The sequence below is a fragment of the Agromyces sp. G08B096 genome (assembly GCF_040267705.1).
Taxonomy (GTDB): Bacteria; Actinomycetota; Actinomycetes; order Actinomycetales; family Microbacteriaceae; genus Agromyces.
This window is the reverse complement of sequence record NZ_CP158374.1, coordinates 3,203,423-3,224,537: the sequence shown is the minus strand read 5'-3', so window position 1 is coordinate 3,224,537 and position 21,115 is coordinate 3,203,423. Positions and strand designations below refer to the sequence as shown.

Below are 21,115 nucleotides of genomic sequence, written 5' to 3'. Positions count from 1 at the left end.
GGCCGGCCTCCATTGGGGGGGGAGGCCGGCCCCTCTCCGCACTCGATAGGGTTCTCTCATGTCCGATGCCACAGCCACCACGCGCCCGACGCTCAGCGACGAGGCGCGCGCCCAGGTCCTCAACGCCGAGGTCGCCAAGTACGCCACCAAGGGCTGGAACGTCCAGACCGCCACCGCCGGACAGGCCGTCCTGTCCAAGAACAAGCGCATCGGCTGGTTCTGGAACCTCGTGCTCATCTTCCTGACGGCCGGTATCTGGGGCATCGTCGTCATCGTCCGCATCGTGAACCGCAAGAAGAACACCCTCATCATCACCGTGGACGCCTACGGCAAGGTCCGCACCAGCTCCAACTGACCCGCCGAACACGAAAGCGCCCGCCTGGCCGAAGCCAGACGGGCGCTTGCTCGTTCAGTCCAGATCGAGCGGCGGCGGCAAGCTCGGATCGACCCGAGGCGCCGCCGCGCTCTCCCGCTTCGGCCCGAACCGCTCATAGGCTGCCTGCTTGCTCGTGCCGAGCGCCGCGCCGATCGCCGCCCACGAGCGGCCCGTCGCGCGCTGTCCATCGACGCCGGCCTGGAGCGCCTCGTCTAGCACCGCCCGAAGGTCAGCGAGCGCGCGCAGCTCATACTCGTCAGCCTCAGCGACCCGGCGGCCGGCGGCGCGGATGAAACGCCGCGCCGCGCCCAGGTACTCCATCGTTTCGACTGCCACTATGCGACCTCCAGCGCTCGGGATTTCGGCGTCAGGGAATCCCCCTGACGATGGGGGAGCCGGCGCGCGAGGCGCCCTCCACGACGTTCCGCAGCCGATCGTCGGGCAACTTCACGTAGGTGCGGACCATTGCGATCGACGCCCAGCCCATGAGCTCGGCGACGACGTACGGGTCGCCGCCGGCGGTGACCCAGAAGCGCGTGGCCGCTCGATGCCTGAGCTTGTGGATTGTCCAGGCGCCCGACAGCAGCCGGTTCACCCGGAAGCCGAGCCAGCGCGGCGAGATGTGCCCGCCATCGTCGCCCACCCAGAGCCACCCGTCGCCGCGCTCCAGGAGTGCGCGAGCCATCGGCGCGGTGAGCGGAACCAGCCGATCCTTGCCGCCCTTGCCGTGGACGATCAGGTCATAGCCCAGGAGAGTCGGCACGATATCGCGCGAGTGCATGCCGGCGATCTCGGCGCGGCGTAGCCCATGCTCGGCGGCCAGATCGATCCAGAGCGCTTCATCGGCGCCGGCTCGGATCAGCGCCTCCAGGTACACCTGGTCCGGCACCGGCCGGGGCTGAGGGTCGGCCGGCGACAGCTTCGTCAGGCCCTTGGTCGGCCGACGCTTCCGGCCGATGTGCTTCCGCTTGACGCCCCAGTCATAGAAGCCCTCGATGGCCGCGATCCGGCTCCGCCGAGTCTCGCGCGCCCACTGCTGAGCGCCGAGGTACGCGACGAGCTGCTCGTGATCGAGCTGCCAAGGTCCGACCTCGACCCGCCGCGCGAGGTGCTGGAGCTGCTGCCGGCGCGCGTAGACGGTATTCGGCCTGTGGCCGGCGGCGGTGATGGCATTGAGATAGTCCTGGATGGCCGAAGCCCATTCCCCCGAAATGATCATCAGATCAGTCTCGATCGATGCGGGAGCATGCTTCCGCTTCGCCACGACGTTCCGACCGCTCGGATACGATCGAGCGCAAAGCCAACCCGAGCCAGAGCATGCCGGCCAGGGGTGAAACGACTACAGACCAGAAGGTTGGGGGTTCGAGTCCCTCCGGGCGCACACTGGTTGAGACAGTGCGAAACGGCTCCGGCGAAATGCCGGGGCCGTTTCTGTCGCCGGCGCCGTTCCTGTCCAGGGTTCGTGGGGTCGTCCGGCGCGCTGCTGGGAATCGGCTGAGTATCAGAGGGTCATCTCCGGATCGGCCGCGAGCCGTGGCAGCGCGCGAAGATAGGCTCGCCTCACGACCGTTCTCCCGTGACCGAGAGTTCCGCATATGTGGGGTGTGCACACCGGCGGCCAAGCCGCGCCGTCGATCGTCAACGTGATGGTGGGCCGAGGGGGACAAGCGTGCATCCGGCGTGTGCACGTCCTGCTCATCGTCCTCGCGTTCGCGATCGTGATCTTCCGGCTCGGCGAAGGTCGACCGGTCGGCTCGTCGAGCGCCGGCGCGGTGCTCGACGTCTGGATGCTCCCGGCGGTCGCCGGGGGAGCCGTGATCGGTGCCGCGCTGCTCGTGGCCTCGGCCTCGCCCAAGACGCTCGCACTGCTCGGCCGCGTCGGGCTCCCGTCGGTGCAGGTGCGTCACCGGGCTCAGGCGAACGGCCTCGTCTGGGCGGCGATCGGTCTGCTCGCCGTCCACTTCACCGCCCCGGCATTCGAGCCCCTGCCCGGAGGTGCGCTCCTCGCCGCCCTCGTGCTCGGTCTCGGCCTCGGCACGGGCACCGCCCACCTCCACGCGGCCGCGGTCTCGCACGAGGCGTACCGCACGTTCAACCTCGTCGCGATGCTGCTCGCCTCAGGCGCCCTCGCCAGCATGAGCCTCACCCCGACGGGCAGCTGGTGGACGCTGAACTTCAGCACGCTCGGCACCTCCGACGACATCGCCGCCGCGTGCTTCAATGTGGCGATCGTGGTCTCCGGCCTCGCGATGGCCCTGCTCGGCCCGGCCCTCACGCGCGCGCTGCGCGCCCCTCGATTCGGGCTCCGGCGCGGCGGGCTCACGACCATCCGCGTGCTGATCGCCGTCATCGGAGCGAGCCTCATGGGCGTCGGGCTCGTGCCCATCGACGGTGCCACCGATCTGCACAACCTCTTCGCGTGCGGGGCGGCGGCCGGGTTCGCGGTGCTGTCGATCGGCGTGCGCGGCTACGCCAGACGGATGCCCCGTACCCTCGTGGTCTTCTCGTACGCCGCGATCACCGTCGAGGTGGCGGCCATGGTCGCCTACGACCGGCTCGGGCTGTTCAACCTCACGGTGTTCGAGATCGTCGCCTTCAGCCTCGTGTTCGCCTGGCTGATCGCGCTGGTGGCGACCACGTCGGCGGCCGCCGCCGACGAGCGGTCGCCGGCGCGTCGCCGGTTCGTCGCGCGGCGACGGCGGAAGCCGGAGGTCGCGGCGGCCCGCACGCGTCCGCCGGCCCGGAGCGGGGGAAGCACGCCGCTTCACCGGGGTCGTCCGCGCCGCCGGACCCCGCGCGTGCGGGGCGCGCTGCCGCGCCGGCTGGTCGCCGCCCATCCCGAGGAACCTCCAGACGCCCGCCTGCGGGAATCCCGCGGCGTGTGAGACGTTGAGAACATGAGGCGCCTGCTCGGTGCGGGCGCCCGAGGAAGAGGAGAGCACCGTGGCCGAGGAATCGTTCGAGATCGTGCGCAACGAGCAGCGTCAGCGCTACGAGGTGCGCCTCGGCGATCAGGTCGCGGGGGTCGCGATGTTCCGCGAGGAGCCCGGCCGGGTGGTCTTCACCCACACGATCGTGAAGCCCGAGTTCGAGGGCCGGGGGATCGGCGGCCGTCTCGCGAAGCACGTCCTCGACGACGCGGTCGCACGGGGCGAGCAGATCGTGCCGGAGTGCCCCTTCATCGCCGCCTACCTCGAGCGGCATCCCGAGTACGCTGGGTCGGTGGTCCAGCCGTCCAGCTGACGTCGGGCGGCGACCTGCAGGATGCCCCGTGTTCGGGGGCACTATACCGTGAGACTTACTCGCGTTAAACTCGACCAAACCCGAGCCGGGCCCGAACCGGCGGCGTTGCCCTGTGACGTCTCGCGATCGGCCGCGCCAGCGCCGAACGATCGGGGGTGTGCTCGCCGAGCTCAGTTCGGGTCGCTCGGCGGGGAAGGCCTCCTCTGGAGGTCGCGGTGGGGCGGGAGGTAGGGTTCCCGCCCCACCGTCGTCGCTCAGGCCGACGCGTCGCCGTTGGCCGAGGCCCCGTTCACGGCCATGCGGAGGCGGTCGCAGAGTTCGGTGAGCATCGCGAGCTCCTGCTCGTCGAGGGCGCTGCCGACGTGCCGCGTGATGGCGTCCATGTGCACGTACGCGACGCGGCGGAAGAGGTCGAATCCCTCGGGCGTGATCGCCACGATCGTGCCGCGGCCGTCGTTCGGGTCATCCGTCTTCTTCACCAGCCCGCGGGCGGCGAGGCGGTCGACGAGCCGGCTCACGCTGGGCTGGGTGAGCAACACATGCCGGTTGAGGTCTTTCAGCCGCAGCCGGCGCTCTGGCGCCCGGGTGATGTTGAAGAGCACGTCGTATTCGTTCAGCGAGACGAGCTCGGAGGGGAACTCGGCCGCGAGGGCGCGCATGACGGCGACCTGGGCGCGGAACAGCGATTCCCACGCCGCGACGGTGCGAGCGCGATCTGCCACGTGACGGCTCCGTTTCATCGGTCGAGTCGGACTCAACCAAGAATACGGACTGCCACCCCCACCGACGGCTCGTCGGCCCCGTCGCTCATGCCTCGGGCATGAGTGAGGGCCGGTCGGAGAGGCTGCGTGGATGCAGCCCCGTCGCTCAATGCCCCGGGCATGAGTGAGGGCCGGTCGGAGAGGCTGCGTGGATGCAGCCCCGTCGCTCAATGCCCCGGGCATGAGTGAGGGCCGGTCGGAGAGGCTGCGTGGATGCAGCCCCGTCGCTCAATGCCCCGGGCATGAGTGAGGGCCGGTCGTAGAGGCTGACGACCGGCCCTCTCCCTTGCACCAAGAGTGTCCTGCAATCACATTCCGCACCGACCGCCACAGCAAACAGTCGGTGCACTGACGAATATATAACGGATCGGTAACGGGCGCTAGATCCCGTCCCGGAGATTTTCCGTTCGGGTCAGAACACGTCGGGCGACGGCGTGGAGGCCTGCCGGATAGACACGTCGGCGTGGCGGTCGAAGCGGTAGCCGGAGCCGCGCACGGTGCGCACGATGTCCTGGTAGTGGGCGAGCTTGGAGCGGAGCCGGCGGACGTGCACGTCGATCGTGCGCTCGCTCGGGATGTCGTCGTCGGCCGCGGCCCACAGGTTGTCGATGAGCTCGTGGCGGTCGATGGTGCGGCCCTCGCGCAGGACGAGGTACTGCAGCAGCTCGAACTCCTTGTAGGTGAGCCCGGCGGGCTCGCCGTCGAGGAGGACGCGCTTCCGCGAGATGTCGATGATCACGCCGTTGGGGTGGCGGTCGGTGTCGTCGCCGGGGCTCTGCTGCTCGCGCTGCTTGGCGAGGGCGGACGGGTCCTGGAGTGCGAGACGGACGACGTCGACGTCGCGGCCGCCGGCGCCCTCCGGCGCGAGCGCGACGGCGGCGTAGGTCTCCGAGGAGGGCGCGATCTCGGCGGCGAGGCGGCGCAGTGCCTCGACGACGCGGTGGAGGCTCGTGCCGTCGGCCGCGGCCTTGGCCTCGTCGAGGCCGACGTAGAGGACGAAGCCGCGGGCTTCGGTGCCTTCCGGCACGGCTCGGACGCGCGGCGCGGCGGGCGCGGTCGGGGCGGCCTGGATGGACGGCGTCGACGCGGGCGCCGCGGGCCGGGCGAGCTCGGGCCGGGCGGCGGGACGCGGTGCGAGCCCGACCGGGCGGGCGGCGGGGTGGACGGTGGTCTGGCGGACGGGAGCGTAAGCGAGAGACATGACGAATCCTTGTGCGGGGTGCGGTGACGGACCCCGCGTTGCGGGGTCGGCGACGAATGGCCGGCGGTGGCCTGGCGAACCCTCGGATGCGATGGGTTCAGACGGAGCCGGGGCGACCTGGATCGGGTCGCGCACTCGGCTCGGCGGGAAGGGCGCGGGTCAGCGGCACATTCGACAACACATGGGCGCGCGCGCCGACATCATCATGTCGGCAGTCCTGTTCGCCTCGCGGGCGGTCAGGGTGCGTGCGGTGTCAGTCATGGGTGCGAGTAAAACGGATGCCCCGTGGTGTGTCAATTCGTGACGCCCGCATGACGGGGTATGACGTCGCACGCGGTGCGCACCGGGTCGGGGCATCCGGAAGGATCGGGGCGGCGGGTCGCAGTCACGCAAGAATCCTCGATCAAGCGCGAATCTAGAAAATCTTCTGTAGTCGCGGAGCGCGCTGGCGTGTCGCTGACCGAAGATCCTTCGCGTCAGCCAGAAGGGATGGTGCTTATACCGTGCCGTAGAGCCGGTCGCCCGCGTCGCCCAGCCCGGGGACGATGTAGCCCAGCTCGTTGAGGCGCTCGTCGACCGCGCCGAGCACGATCGTGACTTCGCGCCCCTGCAGCGCCTGCTCGACCGCCTGCAGGCCCTCGGGCGCGGCGAGGATGCAGATGGCGGTGACGTCGACGGCGCCGCGGTCGAAGAGGTACTCGATCGCCGCCGTCAGCGAGCCGCCCGTGGCGAGCATCGGGTCGAGCACGAAGCACTGCCGGTCGGAGAGATCGTCGGGCAGGCGCTCCGCGTAGGTCGCCGGCTGCAGCGTCTCCTCGTTGCGCGCCATGCCGAGGAAGCCCACCTCGGCGCTCGGCAGCACCTTCACCATGCCGTCGAGCATGCCGAGGCCCGCGCGGAGGATCGGCACGATCAGCGGCTTCGGCTCGGCGATGCGCACGCCCGTGGTCGGCGCCACCGGCGTGACGATGTCGACCGGCTCCACCCGGACGCCGCGCGTGCCCTCGTACGCCAGCAGCGTCATCAGCTCTTCCACCAGCGAGCGGAAGATCGGCGACGGCGTGTTCACGTCGCGGAGCACCGTCAGCTTGTGGGTGATGAGCGGGTGGTCTGCCACGTGGACTCGCATAGGCTCGAGTCTAGTTCGCGGCCGCGATCGGAAGAGGGGTCGGATGCATCGCAGCGAGCATCTCGAGTGGATGCGCCTCGCCCTCGCCGAGGCCGCCGCCGCCGGCGCGTCGGCCGACGTCCCCGTGGGGGCGATCGTGATCGACGCCGATGGTGCCGTGATCGGTCGCGGCCACAACGAGCGCGAGCTCCGCCACGATCCGACCGCGCACGCCGAGGTCCTCGCGATCCGTCAGGCCGCCGCCGCGAAGAAGGACTGGCAGCTCCCGGGCTGCACCCTCGTCGTGACCCTCGAGCCGTGTGTCCTGTGCGCGGGGGCGATCCTCGCCGCGCGCATCCCGACGGTGGTCTTCGGAGCCTGGGACGAGAAGGCAGGCGCGGCAGGCAGTGTCTACGACGTGCTCCGCGACCGGCGCCTCAACCATCGGGCCGAGGTGATCGGGGGAGTGGAGGCCGAGGCATCCGCGGCGCTGCTGCTCGACTTCTTCCAGGCCCGCCGGGTGTCCGCAGGCGACTAGCGGGCGGGCGTCGCAGGGGACGCGTCAGGCCGCGGCCGCGCGGCGCGCGTCGAGGCCGGTCACTCGAGGCCCTTGATGACGATCGCGTCGGTCGGCGGCGTCGTGGTGTTCGGGTCGACGTACACGTCGGGCTCGATGTAGATGACGCGGGCGGCCGGCACCGCCTGGCGGATGCGCTGCTCGACCACGTTGGTGGCCGCCGACACCTCGAGCAGCTTCTGGTCGGCCGCGAGCCCGAGCTTCGCGGCGACGAGCAGCTCGTCGGGGCCGAGGTAGAGGGTCTTCATGTGGATGATGCGCTCGACCTCGTCGCCCTCGAGGATCGCCTGCTCGATGCGGGCCACGTCGTCGTCGTTCGCGCCCTCGCCGACGAGGAGCGACTTCGTCTCGATGCCGAGCACGATCGCGACGACGATGAGCAGCGTGCCGATGAAGAGAGTGCCGATCGCGTCGAACACCGAGTTGCCCGTGATGACGGTGAGGCCCACGCCGAGGAAGGCGAACACGAGGCCGAGGAGGGCGGCGATGTCCTCCAGCAGCACGACCGGCAGCTCGGGCGCCTTCGCGCGGCGGACGAACTGGATCCAGCTCAGCCGGCCCCGCACGTGGTTTGACTCCTTCACCGCGGTGCGGAGCGAGAACGACTCGAGCACGATCGCGATGGAGAGCACGAGCAGCGGAAGCCACCACACCTCGAGCTCGTGCGGGTGCTGCAGCTTGTCGACGCCCTCGTAGATGGAGAAGACGCCGCCGACGGAGAACAGGATGATCGCGACGACGAAGGCGTAGACGTAGCGTTCGCGGCCGTACCCGAAGGGGTGCTCCTTGTCGGCCTTCCGCTTCGCCTGACGGCCGCCGAGGATGAGCAGCAGCTGGTTGCCGGCGTCGGCGACCGAGTGCACCGCCTCGGCGAGCATCGAGGCGGATCCGGAGAAGAACCACGCGATGAACTTCGTCAGGGCGATGCCCGTGTTCGCGAGGAAGGCCGCGATGATCGCCTTGGTGCCACCTGATGCGCTCATGACCCAATCCTAGGATGGTCGCATGAGTGCCGACGCCGTCGTGAAGCTGCCCGTGATCGCCTTCCTCGGCGCCGGATCGATGGCCGGGGCGATCCTCTCGGGCCTGCTCCGCCCGGGCCTCGAGGCCGACGGCATCCGCGCCACGAACCGCACCGCGGCGAAGGCTGAGGCGCTCGCGACCCTGCCGGGCGTGACCTCGCTCTCGACCGAGGCCGACCCGGCGGCGAACCGCACGGCGGTCGCCGGAGCGAAGCTCGTCGTCGTCGGCGTGAAGCCGGCGATGGTGCCCGATCTGCTCCGCGAGATCGCCGACGCGCTGGAGCCCGGCACCGTCGTGGTGAGCGTCGCCGCCGGGGTGACGGTCGCGACGTTCGAGTCGCTGCTGCCGGAGCACGTGTCGGTCGTCCGAACCATGCCGAACACGCCGGCGATCGTCGGCCGCGCGGTCACGGGCGTCGCCAGCGGCACCCGTTCGAGCGAGGCCGACCTGGCACTCGCCGTATCGCTCTTCGAGACCGTCGGCGACGTGCTGGTCGTGCCCGAGGCGCAGCTCGACGCGCTCTCCACGATCTCCGGCTCGGGTCCGGCCTACGTCTTCTACCTCATCGAGCAGCTCACCGCGACGGCGATCGACCTCGGCTTCACCCCCGAGCAGGCGGCGCTCATGGTGCAGGGCACGTTCCGCGGGGCATCCGAGCTGCTCGCACACTCCGGCGAGCATCCCGCGGAGCTGCGCCGGAGGGTCACGAGCCCGAAGGGCACCACCGAGCGCGCGATCGCGGTACTCGAGGAGGCTGCGCTGAAGCAGACGTTCGACTCCGCCACGCAGGCGGCCCTCGCCCGCGCGCGCGAGCTGGCGGCCGGCGCGTGAGCGCGGGCGACGGCCGCGCTCACGCCGAACTGGCGCCGCTGCGCCTCGACGGCGAGCCGCGGTTCGCCTGGCGCGGCGTGATGCTCGACGTCGCCAGGCGGTTCCGGCCGATGCCCGACCTGCTGCGCTTCGTCGACCTCATCGCGGCGCACGGCCTCAACGTGCTGCAGCTGCACCTCACCGACGATCAGGGCTGGCGCTTCGAGGTGCGGGCGTACCCGCGGCTCACCGAGATCGGCGGCCGGCGCTCGGGGTCGCAGCTCGGGCACGGACCGGCCTCGACGGTCGACGGCGTGCCGCACGAGGGCTGGTACACGCAGGACGAGCTGCGCCGACTGGTCGACTACGCGCGGGAGCGGGGCATCCGCGTGGTGCCCGAGATCGACGTGCCGGGGCACGCGCAGGCGATCCTCGCCGCCTACCCCGAGTTCGGCGTCGGGGGAGGCGACGCGGTGCGCGCCCGAGTCGCCGAGCCGTGGACCCGCTTCGGCATCTCCGACGAGGTGCTGAACGTCGAGGAGGAGACCCTCGCGTTCGTCGGCACGGTGTTCGACGAGCTCTGCGAGGTCTTCGACTCCGAGATCGTCGGCATCGGCGGCGACGAGGTGCGGAAACGACTCTGGCGAGAGGACGCCCGAACGCAGACGCTCATGGCCGAACGCGGGCTCGCCGACGAGGAGGAACTGCAGGCGTGGTTCCTCGGGCGCCTCGCCGACCGGGTGCGCGAGCGCGGCCGGCGCGTCGTGGGGTGGGACGAGATGCTCGAAGGCCGCGACCCCGCACCCGATGCCGTCGTGGCGTCCTGGCGCGGTCCGGTGGGTGCCGAGCTCGGCGCGCGGCTCGGCCACGACGTCGTGCTCTGCCCGGATCTCTGGACCTACTTCGACTACCGGCAGTCCGACGACCCGGCCGAGCCGATCCCGGTGGGCACGGTGCTCTCCCTCGAGGACGCGGCTTGCTTCGACCCGGTGCCGGCGGACGCCCCGGCCTGGTTCGCCGACCGTGTGCTCGGGGTGCAGGCGAACGTGTGGACCGAGCACCTCGACTCGCGCGACCGGCTCGACTACGCCGTGTTCCCGCGGCTCGGGGCGTTCGCCGAGGTCGCCTGGAACGGCGGACCGCTCGACTGGCCCGACTTCGCCGCGCGGCTGCCCGCGTACCTCGCGTGGCTCGAGGAGCAGGGCGTCGACTTCCGTCCGCTCGACGGGCCCCGGCCCGATCAGCAGCGGCCCGGCGTGCCCGGGGTGCCGCGTGATCGGGCGGCGAGGATCGCGGAGCTCGCGCGGCTCACGGCGACGCTGGCGCGGTAGCAGCGCGCCCTCTGATCAGGCGCGCTCCAGCAGCACCATCACCTCGAAGTGGGTGGTCTGCGGGAACATGTCGAACACGCGCGCCCGCACGGGCCGGAGCGACGGCATCGCCGCCAGGTCGCGGGCGAGCGAGGCGGCGTTGCAGCTGGAGTAGAGCACGTGCGACACGTCGGACGCCTCGAGCCAGCCGGCGAGCTCCCTGCCGATGCCGCGGCGCGGCGGGTTCACCACGACGAGGTCGGGCGCCTCCGCCGGCGCGGCGCTGAGCGCGAACGCCGTCGCGTCGCCGGCGGCGAAGCGCACGCGCTCGAGCGCGGCATCCGTGCGACTCAGCTCAGCCGACGCGACCGCCTCGACGCTCGTCTCGATGCCGGTGACCTCGGTCGCGGCATCCGCGAGATGCAGGGCGAACCCGCCGACGCCCGAGTACAGGTCCCATGCGGTGTCGGGCGCGAGGTCGCGGATCCAGTCCCGTGCCTCGGCATAGAGGGCCGCGGCGATGGCCGTGTTGGTCTGGAAGAAGCTCTGCGGACGCAGGTGCATCGTCACGTCGTTCAGCCGCATCGGCAGGGTCTGCTGCGCGGTGAGCACGTGCTCGGTCTCGCCCTCGAGCACCGCCTTGTGCTCGGGCAGGATGTTCGCCGTCACCACGCGCGCGGCGGGCAGCTCCGCGAGAAGGGTCGGGAGGTGCTTGCGCAGCCGCGGGAGCGGCTCGGTCGAGCGGAGGACGAAGCGAACCATGAGCTCGCCGTCGGGCGACTCGGTGACGATGAGGTGCTTCAGCTCGCCGGCTCGAGTCGTCACGTCGTACGGCGTGAGCCGGGCGAGGGAGATGAACCGGGCGATCACCGGGAACGCGGCGCGATGCCCGGGCGAGCAGATGCCGCACGTCTGGAGATCGAGGCCGTGGCCGTCGGCGTCGAGGATGCCGATCGTGGGCGCGGCGACCGTTCCGCCGACGACCATCTTCGCCTTGTTGCGGTAGTCGCGCTCGCCGGAGGCGACGGGCGCGAGCCACGAGCCGACCCCGAACGGGGCGAGCAGCGCCTCGGCGTGCCGCTGCTTGCCGGCCAGCTGCGCCGGGTACGGCTCGCCCATGAGCGAGCACGACCGGCATCGCCCGGCGTCGAAGTACCGGCACTGCACCCGTCAAGGGTACGCGCCGCGCGTACGGTGGAGCCGTGAGCGCGACGAACGGACCCGCCCTCCGGCCCGGCGAGGCCGTGCGCGTGCGGGCGACGAAGTGGGACCGGCGGCCGCACTGGGAGTTCCAGGGCATCGGCCTCGGCTCAGACGGGCACGGCGACTGGGTCGGCTTCCCGCCGGGCACGCCGTTCGCCCGGCCCGGGCACGCGTTCGTCGCGACCTGGCCGTCGGTGACGCTGTTCCCGCGGGCCGGGTGGGCGGCGTCGTTCGCGGCGGAGCATCCGCGCGGCCTCGCGATCTACGTCGATCTCGCGAGCGTCCCCGAGTGGCAGCGGGATGCCTCGGGCCCGACGGTCTTCTACATCGACCTCGACCTCGACGTGGTGGAGCGCATCGGCGCGCCGCCGTTCATCGACGACGAGGACGAGTTCGAGGTGCACCTCGAGCGGTTCGGCTACCCGGCCGAGGTCGTGCAGCGGGTACGAGCGGATGCCTCGGCGGTGCTGGCATCCGTGCGCGGTCGCGAGGCGCCGTTCGACGGCGCCACCGCCGACCGCTGGCTCGCGCAACTGGCGGCGCTGGCGCCCGACAGGGGTCAGGGCTCGAAGCGGTAGCCGAGTCCCGGCTCGTTGAGGAAGTGCCTCGGCTCCGACGGCACCGGCTCGAGCTTGCGTCGCAGCTGGGCGACGTAGAGCCGGAGGTAGCCCGCGTCGTTGCGGTGGTACGGACCCCACACGTCGGAGAGCAGCATCTCGCGCGTGAGCAGCTTGCCCGGGTTCCGCACGAAGAGCTCGAGCAGACGCCACTCCGTGGGCGTCAGCCGGATCGCGGCCTCCCGTGCACCGTGTTCGCCTGCCGCCTCGGCGCCGCCCGCCCGCCGCACGGTCTTCGCCGCGAGGTCGACCTCGAGGTCGCCGATCCGGACGAGCGCCTCGTCCGCGCCGCCCGCCGGACGCCTCGACCTCGCGCGGATCCGCGCCAGCAGCTCGTCCATCGCGAACGGCTTCGTGACGTAGTCGTCGGCGCCCGCGTCGAGCGCCTCGACTTTCTCGGCCGAGTCGGCCCGGCCCGAGAGCACGAGGATCGGCAGGTCCGACCAGGCGCGCACCGCCCGGATCACGTCGAGCCCGTCGACGCGGGGCATCCCGAGGTCGAGCAGGATGAGGTCGGGATGTCCGTTCGCGGCGAGGTCGATCGCCTCGGCGCCGTCGCGAGCCGAGAGCACGTCGTACCCGCGCGCGGTGAGCGTGATGCGCAGCGCCCGCTGCAGCTGGTCGTCGTCGTCCGCGAGGAGGATCCTCACCGCGCCCCCTCCCCGGCGGCCGGCAGCCGCACCACCATCGTGAGGCCGCCGCCCGGGGTGTCCTCGGCGTCGAGCGTGCCGTCCATGCCCTCGACGAACCCTTTCGAGAGCGCCAGTCCGAGCCCCAGCCCCGTCTCGTTGTCGGTGTCGCCGAGCCGCTGGAACGGCGTGAACACGTCCTCGCGTCGCTCGGCGGGGATCCCCGGCCCGCGATCGGCGATGCGGAGCTCGACCCGGCCGCGGAACCCCGAGGCCGAGACGCGCACGCGTGCGTGGTCGGGGGAGTGCCGGACGGCGTTCGCCAGCAGGTTCACGAGCACCCGCTGCAGCAGACCCGCGTCGGCGAGCACGGCGGGGGCGTCCTCGGGCAGGTCGAGCTCGACCTCGCCGGGGCCGAGGCCCAGCTCGTCGAGGGCTGCGAGCACGACGTCGGCGATCTCGACCGCGGAGATCTGCACCGCGAGCGCGCCGGCCTGCACCCGGCTCACGTCGAGCAGGTTCGTCACGAGCGCGGCGAGCGAGTCGAGGCTCTCCGCCGCGGTGTCGAGCAGCTCGGTCCGCTGCGCCGCGGGCAGGGCCACCTCGTCGGAGCGGAGCGCGCTGATCGCCGCCGACGCCGACGTGAGCGGACGGCGCAGATCGTGCCCGACCGCCGCGAGCAGCGCGGAGCGCACCTTGTCGGTCTCCGCGAGCGCATCGGCGGTCCGTGCCGCGTTCGCGAGCGCGCCGTGCTCGATCGCGGCATCCAGCTGGGCGGCGATGACCTGCAGCACCCGGCGCTCGGACGCCGCGAGGTCGGGTCCGTGCAGCTCGAGCACGCCGCGACGCCCGATGGGCACGTTCGTCACCCGGTCGTCGCGGGCCGGCTCGCCGTCGGCGACCCGCGGCTCGCCGTCGACGAGGAGCCGCACCCCCGTCAGCCCGAACGCCTCGCGCGTGCGCGTCACCATCGCCTGCAGCGCGTCCTCGCCGCGGAGCACGCTGCCCGCGATCGTGGCGAGCAGCTCGGACTCGGCGGCGGCCCGGCGTGCCGTGCGGCTCCGGCGGGCGGCCTGATCGACGACGTAGCTCACGAGGAGCGCGTTGGCGACGTAGAAGACGAGGGCGAGGAACTGGCGGGGGTCGGCGATCGTGAGCGTGTAGAGCGGCTCGACGAAGAGCACGTTGAGGGTGATGCCCGACAGCACGGCGGCGAACAGCCCCGGCCAGATGCCCCCGACCAGGGCGACGACGATCACGAGCAGCTGGTACGCGAGCACGTCGCTCGTGATCGAGGTCTCCGTGTGCAGTGCGCGCAGCAGCCAGCTGAGGAGCGGCCCGGCGACGAGCGCCAGCGCGAACCCCCAGACGAGACGCCTGCGGCTGAGCGCGCCCCCCGCCTTCGGCAGCGAGAAGCCCGAGCCGGCGGCGGCGTGCGTGACGATGTGCACGTCGATGTCGCCCGACTCGCGGATGACCGTCGCGCCGATGCCGGGGCCCGTGAACGCCGCCGCGAGCCGGGACCGGCGGCTCACGCCGATGACCAGCTGCGTGGCATCCGACGCCCTCGCGAACTCGACGAGCGCACGCGGCACGTCCTCGCCGACCACCTGGTGGAAGGTGCCGCCCAGCTGCTCGACGAGCGCGCGCTGCGCGTCGAGGGCGCCCGGATGCCTCGCCCGCATGCCGTCCGGCGCGGTGACGTGCACCGCGATGAGCTCGCCGCCCGACGACCGCGACGCGATCCGCGCGCCGCGGCGCACGAGCGTCTCGCCCTCGGGGCCGCCGGTGAGGGCGACCACCACGCGCTCCCGCGCCTCCCACTTGCGGTCGATGCCGTGCTCGGCGCGGTAGGCCTTCAGCGCCTGATCGACCTCGTCGGCCAGCCACAGCAGCGCGAGCTCCCGCAGGGCCGTGAGGTTGCCGAGCCGGAAGTAGTTCGACAGCGCCGCGTCGATCCGCTCGGCGGGGTAGACGAGCCCGTTCGCGAGTCGGTCGCGCAGCGCCTCGGGGGCGAGGTCGACGACCTCGATCTGGTCGGCGGCCCTCAGCACCCGGTCGGGCACCGTCTCGCGCTGCTCGGCGCCCGTGATCTCGAGCACCACATCGCCGAGCGACTCGATGTGCTGGGTGTTCACCGTCGAGATCACGTCGATGCCGGCCTCGAGCAGCTCCTCGACGTCCTGCCACCGCTTCTCGTGCCGCGACCCCGGCGCATTGGAGTGCGCGAGCTCGTCGACGAGCGCCACGTCGGGGCGGCGCCGGAGGACCGCGTCGAGGTCGAGCTCCTCCAGCGCCAGGCCGCGGTGCGACAGCGTCCGCCGGGGGACGACCTCGAGCCCGGCGACCATCGCGGCGGTGGCCCGCCGGCCGTGCGTCTCGACGAAGGCCACGACGACGTCCCGGCCCTCGCTGCGCAGCCGCCGGCCCTCCTCGAGCATCGCGTAGGTCTTGCCGACGCCCGGAGCGGCACCGAGGAGCACTCGAAGCCGCCCCCTCCGCATGGCTACCCCTCCAGCTCGGCGAGGGCGAGGTTCAGCTCGAGCACGTTCACGCTCGGCTCGCCCAGGTACCCGAGGTCCCGTGCCTGAATCCTAGACTCCACGAGGTCGGCGACGGCCGATTCCGCGAGCCCGCGGGCCTCGGCGACGCGGGCGACCTGCAGCCGGGCGTACTCGGGGCTGATGTGGGGGTCGAGGCCCGACGCCGATGCGGTGACGGCGTCGGCCGGGACCTCCGCCTCGGACACGCCGTCGAACGCGGCGACCTGGGCCTTCCGTTCGGCGATCGCGGCGACGAGGTCGGGGTTCTCGGGACCGAGGTTGCTGCCGCTCGACGCGCCGGCGTCGTAACCGTCGCCGGCCGCCGACGGCCGCGGCTGGAACCACTCGGGCGCCGGGTCGCCCGAGGCATCCGTGAACGACTGCCCGATGAGCGACGAGCCGACGACCTCGCCGTCGGCGTCGCGCACGAGCGAGCCGTTCGTCTGGGCCGGCAGCGCGAGCTGCCCGATGCCGGTGACGACGAGGGGGTAGCCGACGCCGAGGACGAGGGTGAAGACCGCCATCGCCCGGATCGCGACCCAGTGGGTGCGGACGGTGGTGCGGGTGGTGCTCATGGGATGGCTTCCTTTCGTGGGGCCGGTGCGAGCCGGCTCAGAACCCGGGGATGAGGCGCACGACGAGGTCGATGAGCCAGATGCCGATGAAGGGGGTGAGGATGCCGCCGAGCCCGTAGACGAGCAGATTGCGACTGAGCGTCGATGACGCGTCGCCCGTGCGCAGCTTCACGCCGCGGAGCGCCAGCGGGATGAGGAACACGATGACCACCGCGTTGAAGACGATCGCCGACAGCACGGCGGACGCGGGCGAGTGCAGCTGCATGACGTTCAGCACGGCGAGACCGGGGAAGACGCCCGCGAACATCGCCGGGATGATCGCGAAGTACTTCGCGATGTCGTTCGCGATGGAGAACGTCGTGAGCGCGCCGCGCGTGATGAGCAGCTGCTTGCCGATGCGAACGATGTCGATGAGCTTCGTCGGGTCGGAGTCGAGGTCGACCATGTTGCCCGCCTCCTTCGCCGCCGACGTGCCGGTGTTCATCGCGACGCCGACATCCGCCTGCGCGAGCGCGGGGGCGTCGTTCGTGCCGTCGCCGGTCATGGCGACGAGGTCGCCGTGCTCCTGCGCCTGCTTGATCAGGGCGAGCTTGTCCTCGGGAGTGGCCTCCGCGAGAAAGTCGTCCACGCCCGCCTCCTTCGCGATCGCGGCGGCCGTCAGCGGGTTGTCGCCCGTGATCATGACGGTGCGGATGCCCATCGACCGCAGTTCGGCGAAGCGCTCGACGAGCCCGTCCTTCACGACGTCCTTCAGGTGCACGACGCCGAGGAGGCGCGCCGGCCCGTCCGCCGCGCGGACCGCGACGACGAGCGGGGTGCCGCCGCCGGTCGAGATCGCCTCGACGCGCTGCTGCAGCTCGGCGCGCTCGCCGGACGGAATGCGCCCGGACTCCTCGACCCACGCCACGACGGCCGACCCGGCGCCCTTGCGCACGACGGAGCCGTCGGCGAGATCGAGGCCCGACATGCGCGTCTGCGCGGTGAACGGCACCGGCTCGCCCGCGGGCGCGTCGGCGAAGCGGATGCCCCGTTCCGCGGCGAGTTCGACGATCGAGGCGCCCTCGGGCGTCGGGTCGGCGAACGACGCGAGCGCGGCCGCGCGGATCAGCTCGCCCTCGTCCACGCCCGGCATCGGGACGAACGCGCTCGCCCGACGGTTGCCGTAGGTGATCGTGCCGGTCTTGTCGAGCAGCAGCGTCGTCACGTCGCCCGCGGCCTCGACCGCGCGCCCCGACATCGCGAGGACGTTGCGCTGCACGAGCCGGTCCATGCCGGCGATGCCGATCGCGGAGAGCAGGGCGCCGATCGTCGTCGGGATGAGGCAGACCAGAAGCGCGATCAGCACCGGCACGCTTGCGGGCGCCGCGGCGTACGACGCGATCGGGTTCAGGGTCAGCGCGACCACCACGAACACGATCGACAGGCTCGCGAGCAGGATGTTCAGCGCGATCTCGTTGGGCGTCTTCTGCCGGGCAGCGCCCTCGACGAGCGCGATCATGCGGTCGACGAACGTCTCGCCGGGCTTGGAGGCGATGCGCACGACGATGCGGTCGGAGAGCACCCGGGTGCCGCCGGTCACGGCGCTGCGGTCGCCGCCCGACTCCCGGACGACCGGGGCGGACTCGCCCGTGATCGCCGACTCGTCGACGGAGGCGATGCCCCACACGATGTCGCCGTCTCCCGGGATCAACTGCCCCGCCTCGACGACGACGTGATCGCCGACGCGCAGGTCGCCGCTCGCGGCCTCCGTCAGCTCGGCCGACGTCGCGGCCGGGTCGCCCACCTCGTCGTACCCCCGGACGACGCGCGCGAGCGTGGAGGTGCGGGTCTTCCGGAGCGTGTCGGCCTGGGCCTTTCCGCGCCCCTCCGCGACCGCCTCCGCGAGGTTCGCGAAGACGACCGTGAGCCAGAGCCACACCGCGATGGCCCAGGTGAAGCTCGCCGGCACGTCGCTGCCGCCCGAGGGCGCCGGCCCGCCGAGGAACGGCTCCGCCACCGCGATCGCCGTCGTCAGCGCGGCGCCGATCTCGACGATGAACATGACGGGGCTGCGCCACATGAGGCGGGGATCGAGCTTGCGGAGCGCGCCGGGGAGCGCGGCGACGAGCTGTCGCGGGCCGAACGGCGCCCTCGGCGCCGAATGGGGCTGTGCGTGGTGCGCCTGCGCAAGCGTGCTCGCGGCGCCCTGGTCGGTGGTCGTGATGGCCATGTCAGATCAGCCCTTCCGCCAGGGGACCCAGCGTGAGAACGGGGAAGTAGGTGAGCGCCGTCACGATGACGGTGACGCCCGCGAGGAGACCGACGAACTGCGGCCGGTGGGTGGGAAGCGTGCCGGCGGTGGCCGGGACCGTGTCCTGCGCGGCGAGGCTGCCGGCGAGCGCGAGCACGAACACGATCGGGATGAACCGGCCGAGCAGCATCGCCACGCCGAGCGCCGTGTTCAGCCACGGGGTGTTCGCCGTGAGCCCCGCGAAGGCCGACCCGTTGTTGTTCGAGGCGGAGGTGAACGCGTAGAGCACCTCGGAGAGGCCGTGGACGCCCGGGTTCCAGATCGACGTCGAGACGACGTCCTCGCGGATGCCGGGGACCGCGAAGCTCAGCGCGGTGCCGGCGAGCACGAGCGTCGGCGTCACGAGGATGTACAGGCTCGCGAGCTTGATCTCGCGCGGCCCGATCTTCTTGCCGAGGTACTCGGGCGTTCGCCCCACCAGGAGCCCGGCGATGAACACCGCGATGACCGCGAGCACGAGCATGCCGTACAGGCCCGAGCCGACACCGCCGGGGGCGACCTCGCCGAGCATCATGTTCAGCATCGGCATCATGCCGCCGAGGGCCGTGTACGAGTCGTGCATGGAGTTGACCGCACCAGTCGAGGTCAGGGTCGACGTCGAGCCGAAGAGCGTCGAGGCGAAGATGCCGAAGCGCTGCTCCTTGCCCTCGAGCGCCGCCCCGGCCAGCTCGGGCGCCGTGCCGGCCCCGCGCGCCTCCAGCAGGCTGAGCGCGGTGAGCGAGACGACGAACAGGGTTGCCATCACGCCGAGGATCGCCAAACCCTGCCGGTTCGAGCCGACCATCCGGCCGAATGCGCGGGGCAGCGCGAACGGGATGGCGAGCATGAGGACGTTCTGCACGAGGCTCGTCCACGCCGTCGGGTTCTCGAAGGGATGCGCGGAGTTGGCGTTGAAGAAGCCGCCGCCGTTCGTGCCGAGGAGCTTGATCGCCTCCTGGCTCGCGACGGGGCCGCCCGGCAGCGTCTGCGAGCCGCCGGCCAGCGTGCCGACCTCGGTGAACCCGGCGAAGTTCTGGATCACGCCGCCCGCGAGGAGCACGACGGCGCCCACGAGCGAGATCGGCAGCAGCACGCGGAACGAGCCGCGAACCAGGTCGACCCACACATTGCCGATCGTGCCGGAGCGGCGGCGGGCGAAGCCGCGGACGAGCGCGATCGCCACCCCGATGCCGACCGCGGCGGACACGAAGTTCTGCACGGCGAGTCCCGCGAGCTGGACGGTGTAGCCCATCGTCAGCTCGGGCGAGTACGACTGCCAGTTCGTGTTCGCGACGAACGAGGCGGCGGTGTTGAATGCGAGCCCCTCCGGCACGGCGGGGAGGCCGAGCGAGTACGGCAGCACGGCCTGCGCTCGCTGCAGCAGGTACACGAGGAGCACGCCGATGAGGCTGAACGCGAGCACGCCGCGGAGGTAGGCGCCCCAGGTCTGCTCCGAACGGGGGTCGACGCCGACGACGCGGTAGATGCCGCGCTCGAGGCGCCAGTCCTTCGTCATCGTGTAGACGTGGGCGAGCCAGTCGCCCAGGGGGCGGTAGAGCAGCGCGAGGATGAGGGCGAGGGTGGCCGCCTGCAGGACGGCGAAGAGCGCGCCCATCAGAACCGCTCGGGCTTGATCAGGGCGTACACGAGGTACAGCACGGCGGCGACGCCCAGCGCGGCGGCGAGCAGCTCGAAGACGATCACAGCTTCTCGACCCCCTTCGCGATGAGGCCGACGACCACGAAGACGGCGATGACGCCGATGACGAAGACGAGGTCGAGCACGAAGACTCCAGGAGTGGACGGCCGTCGCCGCGACCGCGGCGGCGGGCAGCGGCTCGCTGCTCCTGCGATGCAACACCCGGGCCCGGGGCCCGGGGCCGATCCTCACGGATCCCTAACGCCTGGGGCCGGGGATGCTTACGCGCGGCTGACGCCGAGCGCGCTCGCCGGCGCGGACGGAGGATACGGTTGGCTCGTGCCCAACCTCGACCTGATCGCCGTCCTCGTCGAGCTGCTCGCCTGGGTCGGGTTGGGGCTCGGCCTCCCGGTGCTCATCGCGGCCGTCATCGCGCGCGCTGCGGACCGCCGCGAACGCGTGGACGTCGTGGTCGTCCAGCCTGCAGACGGCCACGGCCCGGCGCTCGTGCGCTGGTTCGCCGACGGCGAGCTGCACGAGCGACCGATCGCCCCCGACGAGCTGCACGGCATCGCCGACCACGAGAGCGCTGAAGGTTACGCCCGCCCCGGCGGTCGGCTCTCCTTCGAACGGCGAGGCCACGCCGCGAGGGTCCTGGCCGTGCTCGCCTGGGTGCTCCTGAGTGTCGGGATCGCCGCGCTCGCGGCATCCGTCGTGCTCATGCTGGTGGCCGGCTGACGCCGTCGGATGCCTCGCCCAGGCGGGCATCGCGCAGCGCCTCCCACTCCTGCAGCAGATCCGGCATCTTGCGCTCGATGAACCGGAAGAACTCGACCATCTCGCCCGTGCGCCGGGCGCCGGCCGAATCCGCGTCGCCGATCGCGTCGAGCGCCTGCGCCGCCGTCGCGGCGAACGTGCCGTAGACCGAGTTCTTGCCCGCGAGCGCGACGTACCAGGCGTCGTCGAAGATCTCCCACTTCTCGCGGCGGCTCCCGGGCTGAGGCATCCGATGGATGATGCCGAGCGAGCGGAGGTACCGGACGCCGCCCGAGATCGCGGCGGCGCTCACGCCGAGCGACTCCGCGAGCTCCGATGCGGTGAGACCGCCCTCGTCGGCGACGAGCAGGGCCATGAGGACGCGCGCGGGCATCTTCGGGAAGCCCGCAGCGGTGAGCACGGCGGCCGATTGCTCGACCGCCGCGCGCAGTGCCTGCTCGTCGCGTGCCATCCGT

General features: G+C 71.9%; 22 protein-coding genes. 8 read left to right on the top strand and 14 right to left on the bottom strand.

From position 1 onward, the window contains the following. Positions 1-58 precede the first annotated feature (58 nt). The gene (locus ABIQ69_RS15410; protein ID WP_350348006.1) at positions 59-355 is read left to right on the top strand and encodes a hypothetical protein; all 297 of its coding nucleotides are present in this window, start codon (positions 59-61) and stop codon (positions 353-355) included. A gap of 54 nt (positions 356-409) precedes the next feature. Here the strand turns inward: ABIQ69_RS15410 and ABIQ69_RS15405 are convergent, their stop codons facing one another. Next, positions 410-697, bottom strand: a complete 288-nt coding sequence (locus tag ABIQ69_RS15405; RefSeq protein WP_350348005.1) for a hypothetical protein — start codon at positions 695-697, stop codon at positions 410-412. A 46-nt stretch (positions 698-743) separates the two neighbouring features. Further along, positions 744-1,595: a tyrosine-type recombinase/integrase gene (locus tag ABIQ69_RS15400; RefSeq protein WP_350348004.1), complete on the bottom strand. Its 852-nt coding sequence runs from the start codon at positions 1,593-1,595 to the stop codon at positions 744-746. A 463-nt stretch (positions 1,596-2,058) separates the two neighbouring features. Here ABIQ69_RS15400 and ABIQ69_RS15395 point away from each other — a divergent pair, with 463 nt between their 5' ends. Both ABIQ69_RS15395 and ABIQ69_RS15390 read left to right on the top strand, forming a co-directional pair. After that, the gene (locus ABIQ69_RS15395) at positions 2,059-3,261 is read left to right on the top strand and encodes a hypothetical protein (protein WP_350348003.1); all 1,203 of its coding nucleotides are present in this window, start codon (positions 2,059-2,061) and stop codon (positions 3,259-3,261) included. Between the two features lie 58 nt (positions 3,262-3,319). Continuing rightward, positions 3,320-3,619: a GNAT family N-acetyltransferase gene (locus ABIQ69_RS15390; RefSeq protein ID WP_350348002.1), complete on the top strand. Its 300-nt coding sequence runs from the start codon at positions 3,320-3,322 to the stop codon at positions 3,617-3,619. Between the two features lie 254 nt (positions 3,620-3,873). Here ABIQ69_RS15390 and ABIQ69_RS15385 read toward each other — a convergent pair whose 3' ends face one another. From ABIQ69_RS15385 to upp, 3 genes are all read right to left on the bottom strand, one after another. Next, positions 3,874-4,278, bottom strand: coding sequence for a MarR family transcriptional regulator (locus tag ABIQ69_RS15385; protein WP_350350034.1), 405 nt, complete (start codon positions 4,276-4,278; stop codon positions 3,874-3,876). Positions 4,279-4,792: 514 nt separating this feature from the next. Next, positions 4,793-5,581: a winged helix-turn-helix domain-containing protein gene (locus ABIQ69_RS15380; RefSeq protein ID WP_350348001.1), complete on the bottom strand. Its 789-nt coding sequence runs from the start codon at positions 5,579-5,581 to the stop codon at positions 4,793-4,795. Between the two features lie 496 nt (positions 5,582-6,077). Beyond that, positions 6,078-6,710 carry a uracil phosphoribosyltransferase gene (gene upp / locus ABIQ69_RS15375; protein WP_350348000.1) on the bottom strand — a complete coding sequence of 211 codons (633 nt, stop codon included), beginning with the start codon at positions 6,708-6,710 and terminating at the stop codon, positions 6,078-6,080. A gap of 43 nt (positions 6,711-6,753) precedes the next feature. On the opposite strand from upp, the gene tadA reads away from it, so the two are divergent. Then, positions 6,754-7,227: a tRNA adenosine(34) deaminase TadA gene (gene tadA / locus ABIQ69_RS15370; protein ID WP_350347999.1), complete on the top strand. Its 474-nt coding sequence runs from the start codon at positions 6,754-6,756 to the stop codon at positions 7,225-7,227. Positions 7,228-7,286: 59 nt separating this feature from the next. Here tadA and ABIQ69_RS15365 read toward each other — a convergent pair whose 3' ends face one another. Then, positions 7,287-8,249 (bottom strand): cation diffusion facilitator family transporter, encoded by a 963-nt coding sequence (locus ABIQ69_RS15365; RefSeq protein WP_350347998.1) that lies wholly within the window; start codon positions 8,247-8,249, stop codon positions 7,287-7,289. 22 nt (positions 8,250-8,271) lie between these two features. Here ABIQ69_RS15365 and proC point away from each other — a divergent pair, with 22 nt between their 5' ends. Beyond that, positions 8,272-9,120, top strand: a complete 849-nt coding sequence (gene proC, locus ABIQ69_RS15360; protein WP_350347997.1) for a pyrroline-5-carboxylate reductase — start codon at positions 8,272-8,274, stop codon at positions 9,118-9,120. After that, positions 9,117-10,430, top strand: coding sequence for a family 20 glycosylhydrolase (locus tag ABIQ69_RS15355; protein WP_350347996.1), 1,314 nt, complete (start codon positions 9,117-9,119; stop codon positions 10,428-10,430). The genes proC and ABIQ69_RS15355 overlap by 4 nt, the downstream gene beginning before the upstream one ends. 15 nt (positions 10,431-10,445) lie before the next feature. Here ABIQ69_RS15355 and rlmC read toward each other — a convergent pair whose 3' ends face one another. After that, the gene (rlmC, locus tag ABIQ69_RS15350; protein ID WP_350347995.1) at positions 10,446-11,576 is read right to left on the bottom strand and encodes a 23S rRNA (uracil(747)-C(5))-methyltransferase RlmC; all 1,131 of its coding nucleotides are present in this window, start codon (positions 11,574-11,576) and stop codon (positions 10,446-10,448) included. A 35-nt stretch (positions 11,577-11,611) separates the two neighbouring features. On the opposite strand from rlmC, the gene ABIQ69_RS15345 reads away from it, so the two are divergent. Further along, positions 11,612-12,190, top strand: coding sequence for a DUF402 domain-containing protein (locus ABIQ69_RS15345; protein WP_350347994.1), 579 nt, complete (start codon positions 11,612-11,614; stop codon positions 12,188-12,190). On the opposite strand, the gene ABIQ69_RS15340 is transcribed toward ABIQ69_RS15345, so the two are convergent. The 6 genes from ABIQ69_RS15340 to kdpF are packed head-to-tail and all read right to left on the bottom strand — an operon-like array spanning position 12,172 to position 19,949. After that, entirely contained in the window at positions 12,172-12,879 is a 708-nt protein-coding gene (locus ABIQ69_RS15340) for a response regulator transcription factor (protein WP_350347993.1), read from the bottom strand. The genes ABIQ69_RS15345 and ABIQ69_RS15340 overlap by 19 nt on opposite strands. Next, complete coding sequence (locus ABIQ69_RS15335; protein ID WP_350347992.1) at positions 12,876-15,362, bottom strand: sensor histidine kinase KdpD; 2,487 nt, start codon at positions 15,360-15,362, stop codon at positions 12,876-12,878. Before ABIQ69_RS15335 ends, ABIQ69_RS15340 begins: the two co-directional genes overlap by 4 nt. 2 nt (positions 15,363-15,364) lie before the next feature. After that, the gene (gene kdpC / locus ABIQ69_RS15330; RefSeq protein WP_350347991.1) at positions 15,365-15,976 is read right to left on the bottom strand and encodes a potassium-transporting ATPase subunit KdpC; all 612 of its coding nucleotides are present in this window, start codon (positions 15,974-15,976) and stop codon (positions 15,365-15,367) included. A gap of 37 nt (positions 15,977-16,013) precedes the next feature. Next, complete coding sequence (kdpB, locus tag ABIQ69_RS15325) at positions 16,014-18,185, bottom strand: potassium-transporting ATPase subunit KdpB (protein WP_350347990.1); 2,172 nt, start codon at positions 18,183-18,185, stop codon at positions 16,014-16,016. Position 18,186: 1 nt separating this feature from the next. Continuing rightward, entirely contained in the window at positions 18,187-19,860 is a 1,674-nt protein-coding gene (gene kdpA / locus ABIQ69_RS15320; RefSeq protein WP_350347989.1) for a potassium-transporting ATPase subunit KdpA, read from the bottom strand. Then, a complete protein-coding gene (gene kdpF, locus ABIQ69_RS15315) occupies positions 19,860-19,949 on the bottom strand; it encodes a K(+)-transporting ATPase subunit F (RefSeq protein ID WP_350347988.1) in 90 nt (29 codons plus the stop codon). The genes kdpA and kdpF overlap by 1 nt, the downstream gene beginning before the upstream one ends. 273 nt (positions 19,950-20,222) lie before the next feature. Between kdpF and ABIQ69_RS15310 the strand changes: the two genes are divergently transcribed. Then, complete coding sequence (locus ABIQ69_RS15310; protein WP_350347987.1) at positions 20,223-20,621, top strand: hypothetical protein; 399 nt, start codon at positions 20,223-20,225, stop codon at positions 20,619-20,621. Here the strand turns inward: ABIQ69_RS15310 and ABIQ69_RS15305 are convergent. Continuing rightward, complete coding sequence (locus tag ABIQ69_RS15305) at positions 20,602-21,111, bottom strand: MarR family transcriptional regulator (RefSeq protein WP_350347986.1); 510 nt, start codon at positions 21,109-21,111, stop codon at positions 20,602-20,604. The genes ABIQ69_RS15310 and ABIQ69_RS15305 overlap by 20 nt on opposite strands. Between the last annotated feature and the right edge of the window lie 4 nt (positions 21,112-21,115).

Excerpts from the sequence above, each read along its gene's own strand:
- ABIQ69_RS15410 (WP_350348006.1), top strand. The coding sequence starts at position 59 with ATGTCCGATGCCACAGCCACCACGCGCCCGACGCTCAGCGACGAGGCG.
- ABIQ69_RS15405 (WP_350348005.1), bottom strand. The coding sequence starts at position 697 with ATGGAGTACCTGGGCGCGGCGCGGCGTTTCATCCGCGCCGCCGGCCGC.
- ABIQ69_RS15400 (WP_350348004.1), bottom strand. The coding sequence starts at position 1,595 with ATGATCATTTCGGGGGAATGGGCTTCGGCCATCCAGGACTATCTCAAT.
- ABIQ69_RS15385 (WP_350350034.1), bottom strand. The coding sequence starts at position 4,278 with ATGCGCGCCCTCGCGGCCGAGTTCCCCTCCGAGCTCGTCTCGCTGAAC.
- ABIQ69_RS15380 (WP_350348001.1), bottom strand. The coding sequence starts at position 5,581 with ATGTCTCTCGCTTACGCTCCCGTCCGCCAGACCACCGTCCACCCCGCC.
- upp (WP_350348000.1), bottom strand. The coding sequence starts at position 6,710 with ATGCGAGTCCACGTGGCAGACCACCCGCTCATCACCCACAAGCTGACG.
- tadA (WP_350347999.1), top strand. The coding sequence starts at position 6,754 with ATGCATCGCAGCGAGCATCTCGAGTGGATGCGCCTCGCCCTCGCCGAG.
- ABIQ69_RS15365 (WP_350347998.1), bottom strand. The coding sequence starts at position 8,249 with ATGAGCGCATCAGGTGGCACCAAGGCGATCATCGCGGCCTTCCTCGCG.
- proC (WP_350347997.1), top strand. The coding sequence starts at position 8,272 with ATGAGTGCCGACGCCGTCGTGAAGCTGCCCGTGATCGCCTTCCTCGGC.
- ABIQ69_RS15335 (WP_350347992.1), bottom strand. The coding sequence starts at position 15,362 with ATGCGGAGGGGGCGGCTTCGAGTGCTCCTCGGTGCCGCTCCGGGCGTC.
- kdpC (WP_350347991.1), bottom strand. The coding sequence starts at position 15,976 with ATGAGCACCACCCGCACCACCGTCCGCACCCACTGGGTCGCGATCCGG.
- kdpB (WP_350347990.1), bottom strand. The coding sequence starts at position 18,185 with ATGGCCATCACGACCACCGACCAGGGCGCCGCGAGCACGCTTGCGCAG.
- kdpA (WP_350347989.1), bottom strand. The coding sequence starts at position 19,860 with ATGGGCGCGCTCTTCGCCGTCCTGCAGGCGGCCACCCTCGCCCTCATC.
- ABIQ69_RS15305 (WP_350347986.1), bottom strand. The coding sequence starts at position 21,111 with ATGGCACGCGACGAGCAGGCACTGCGCGCGGCGGTCGAGCAATCGGCC.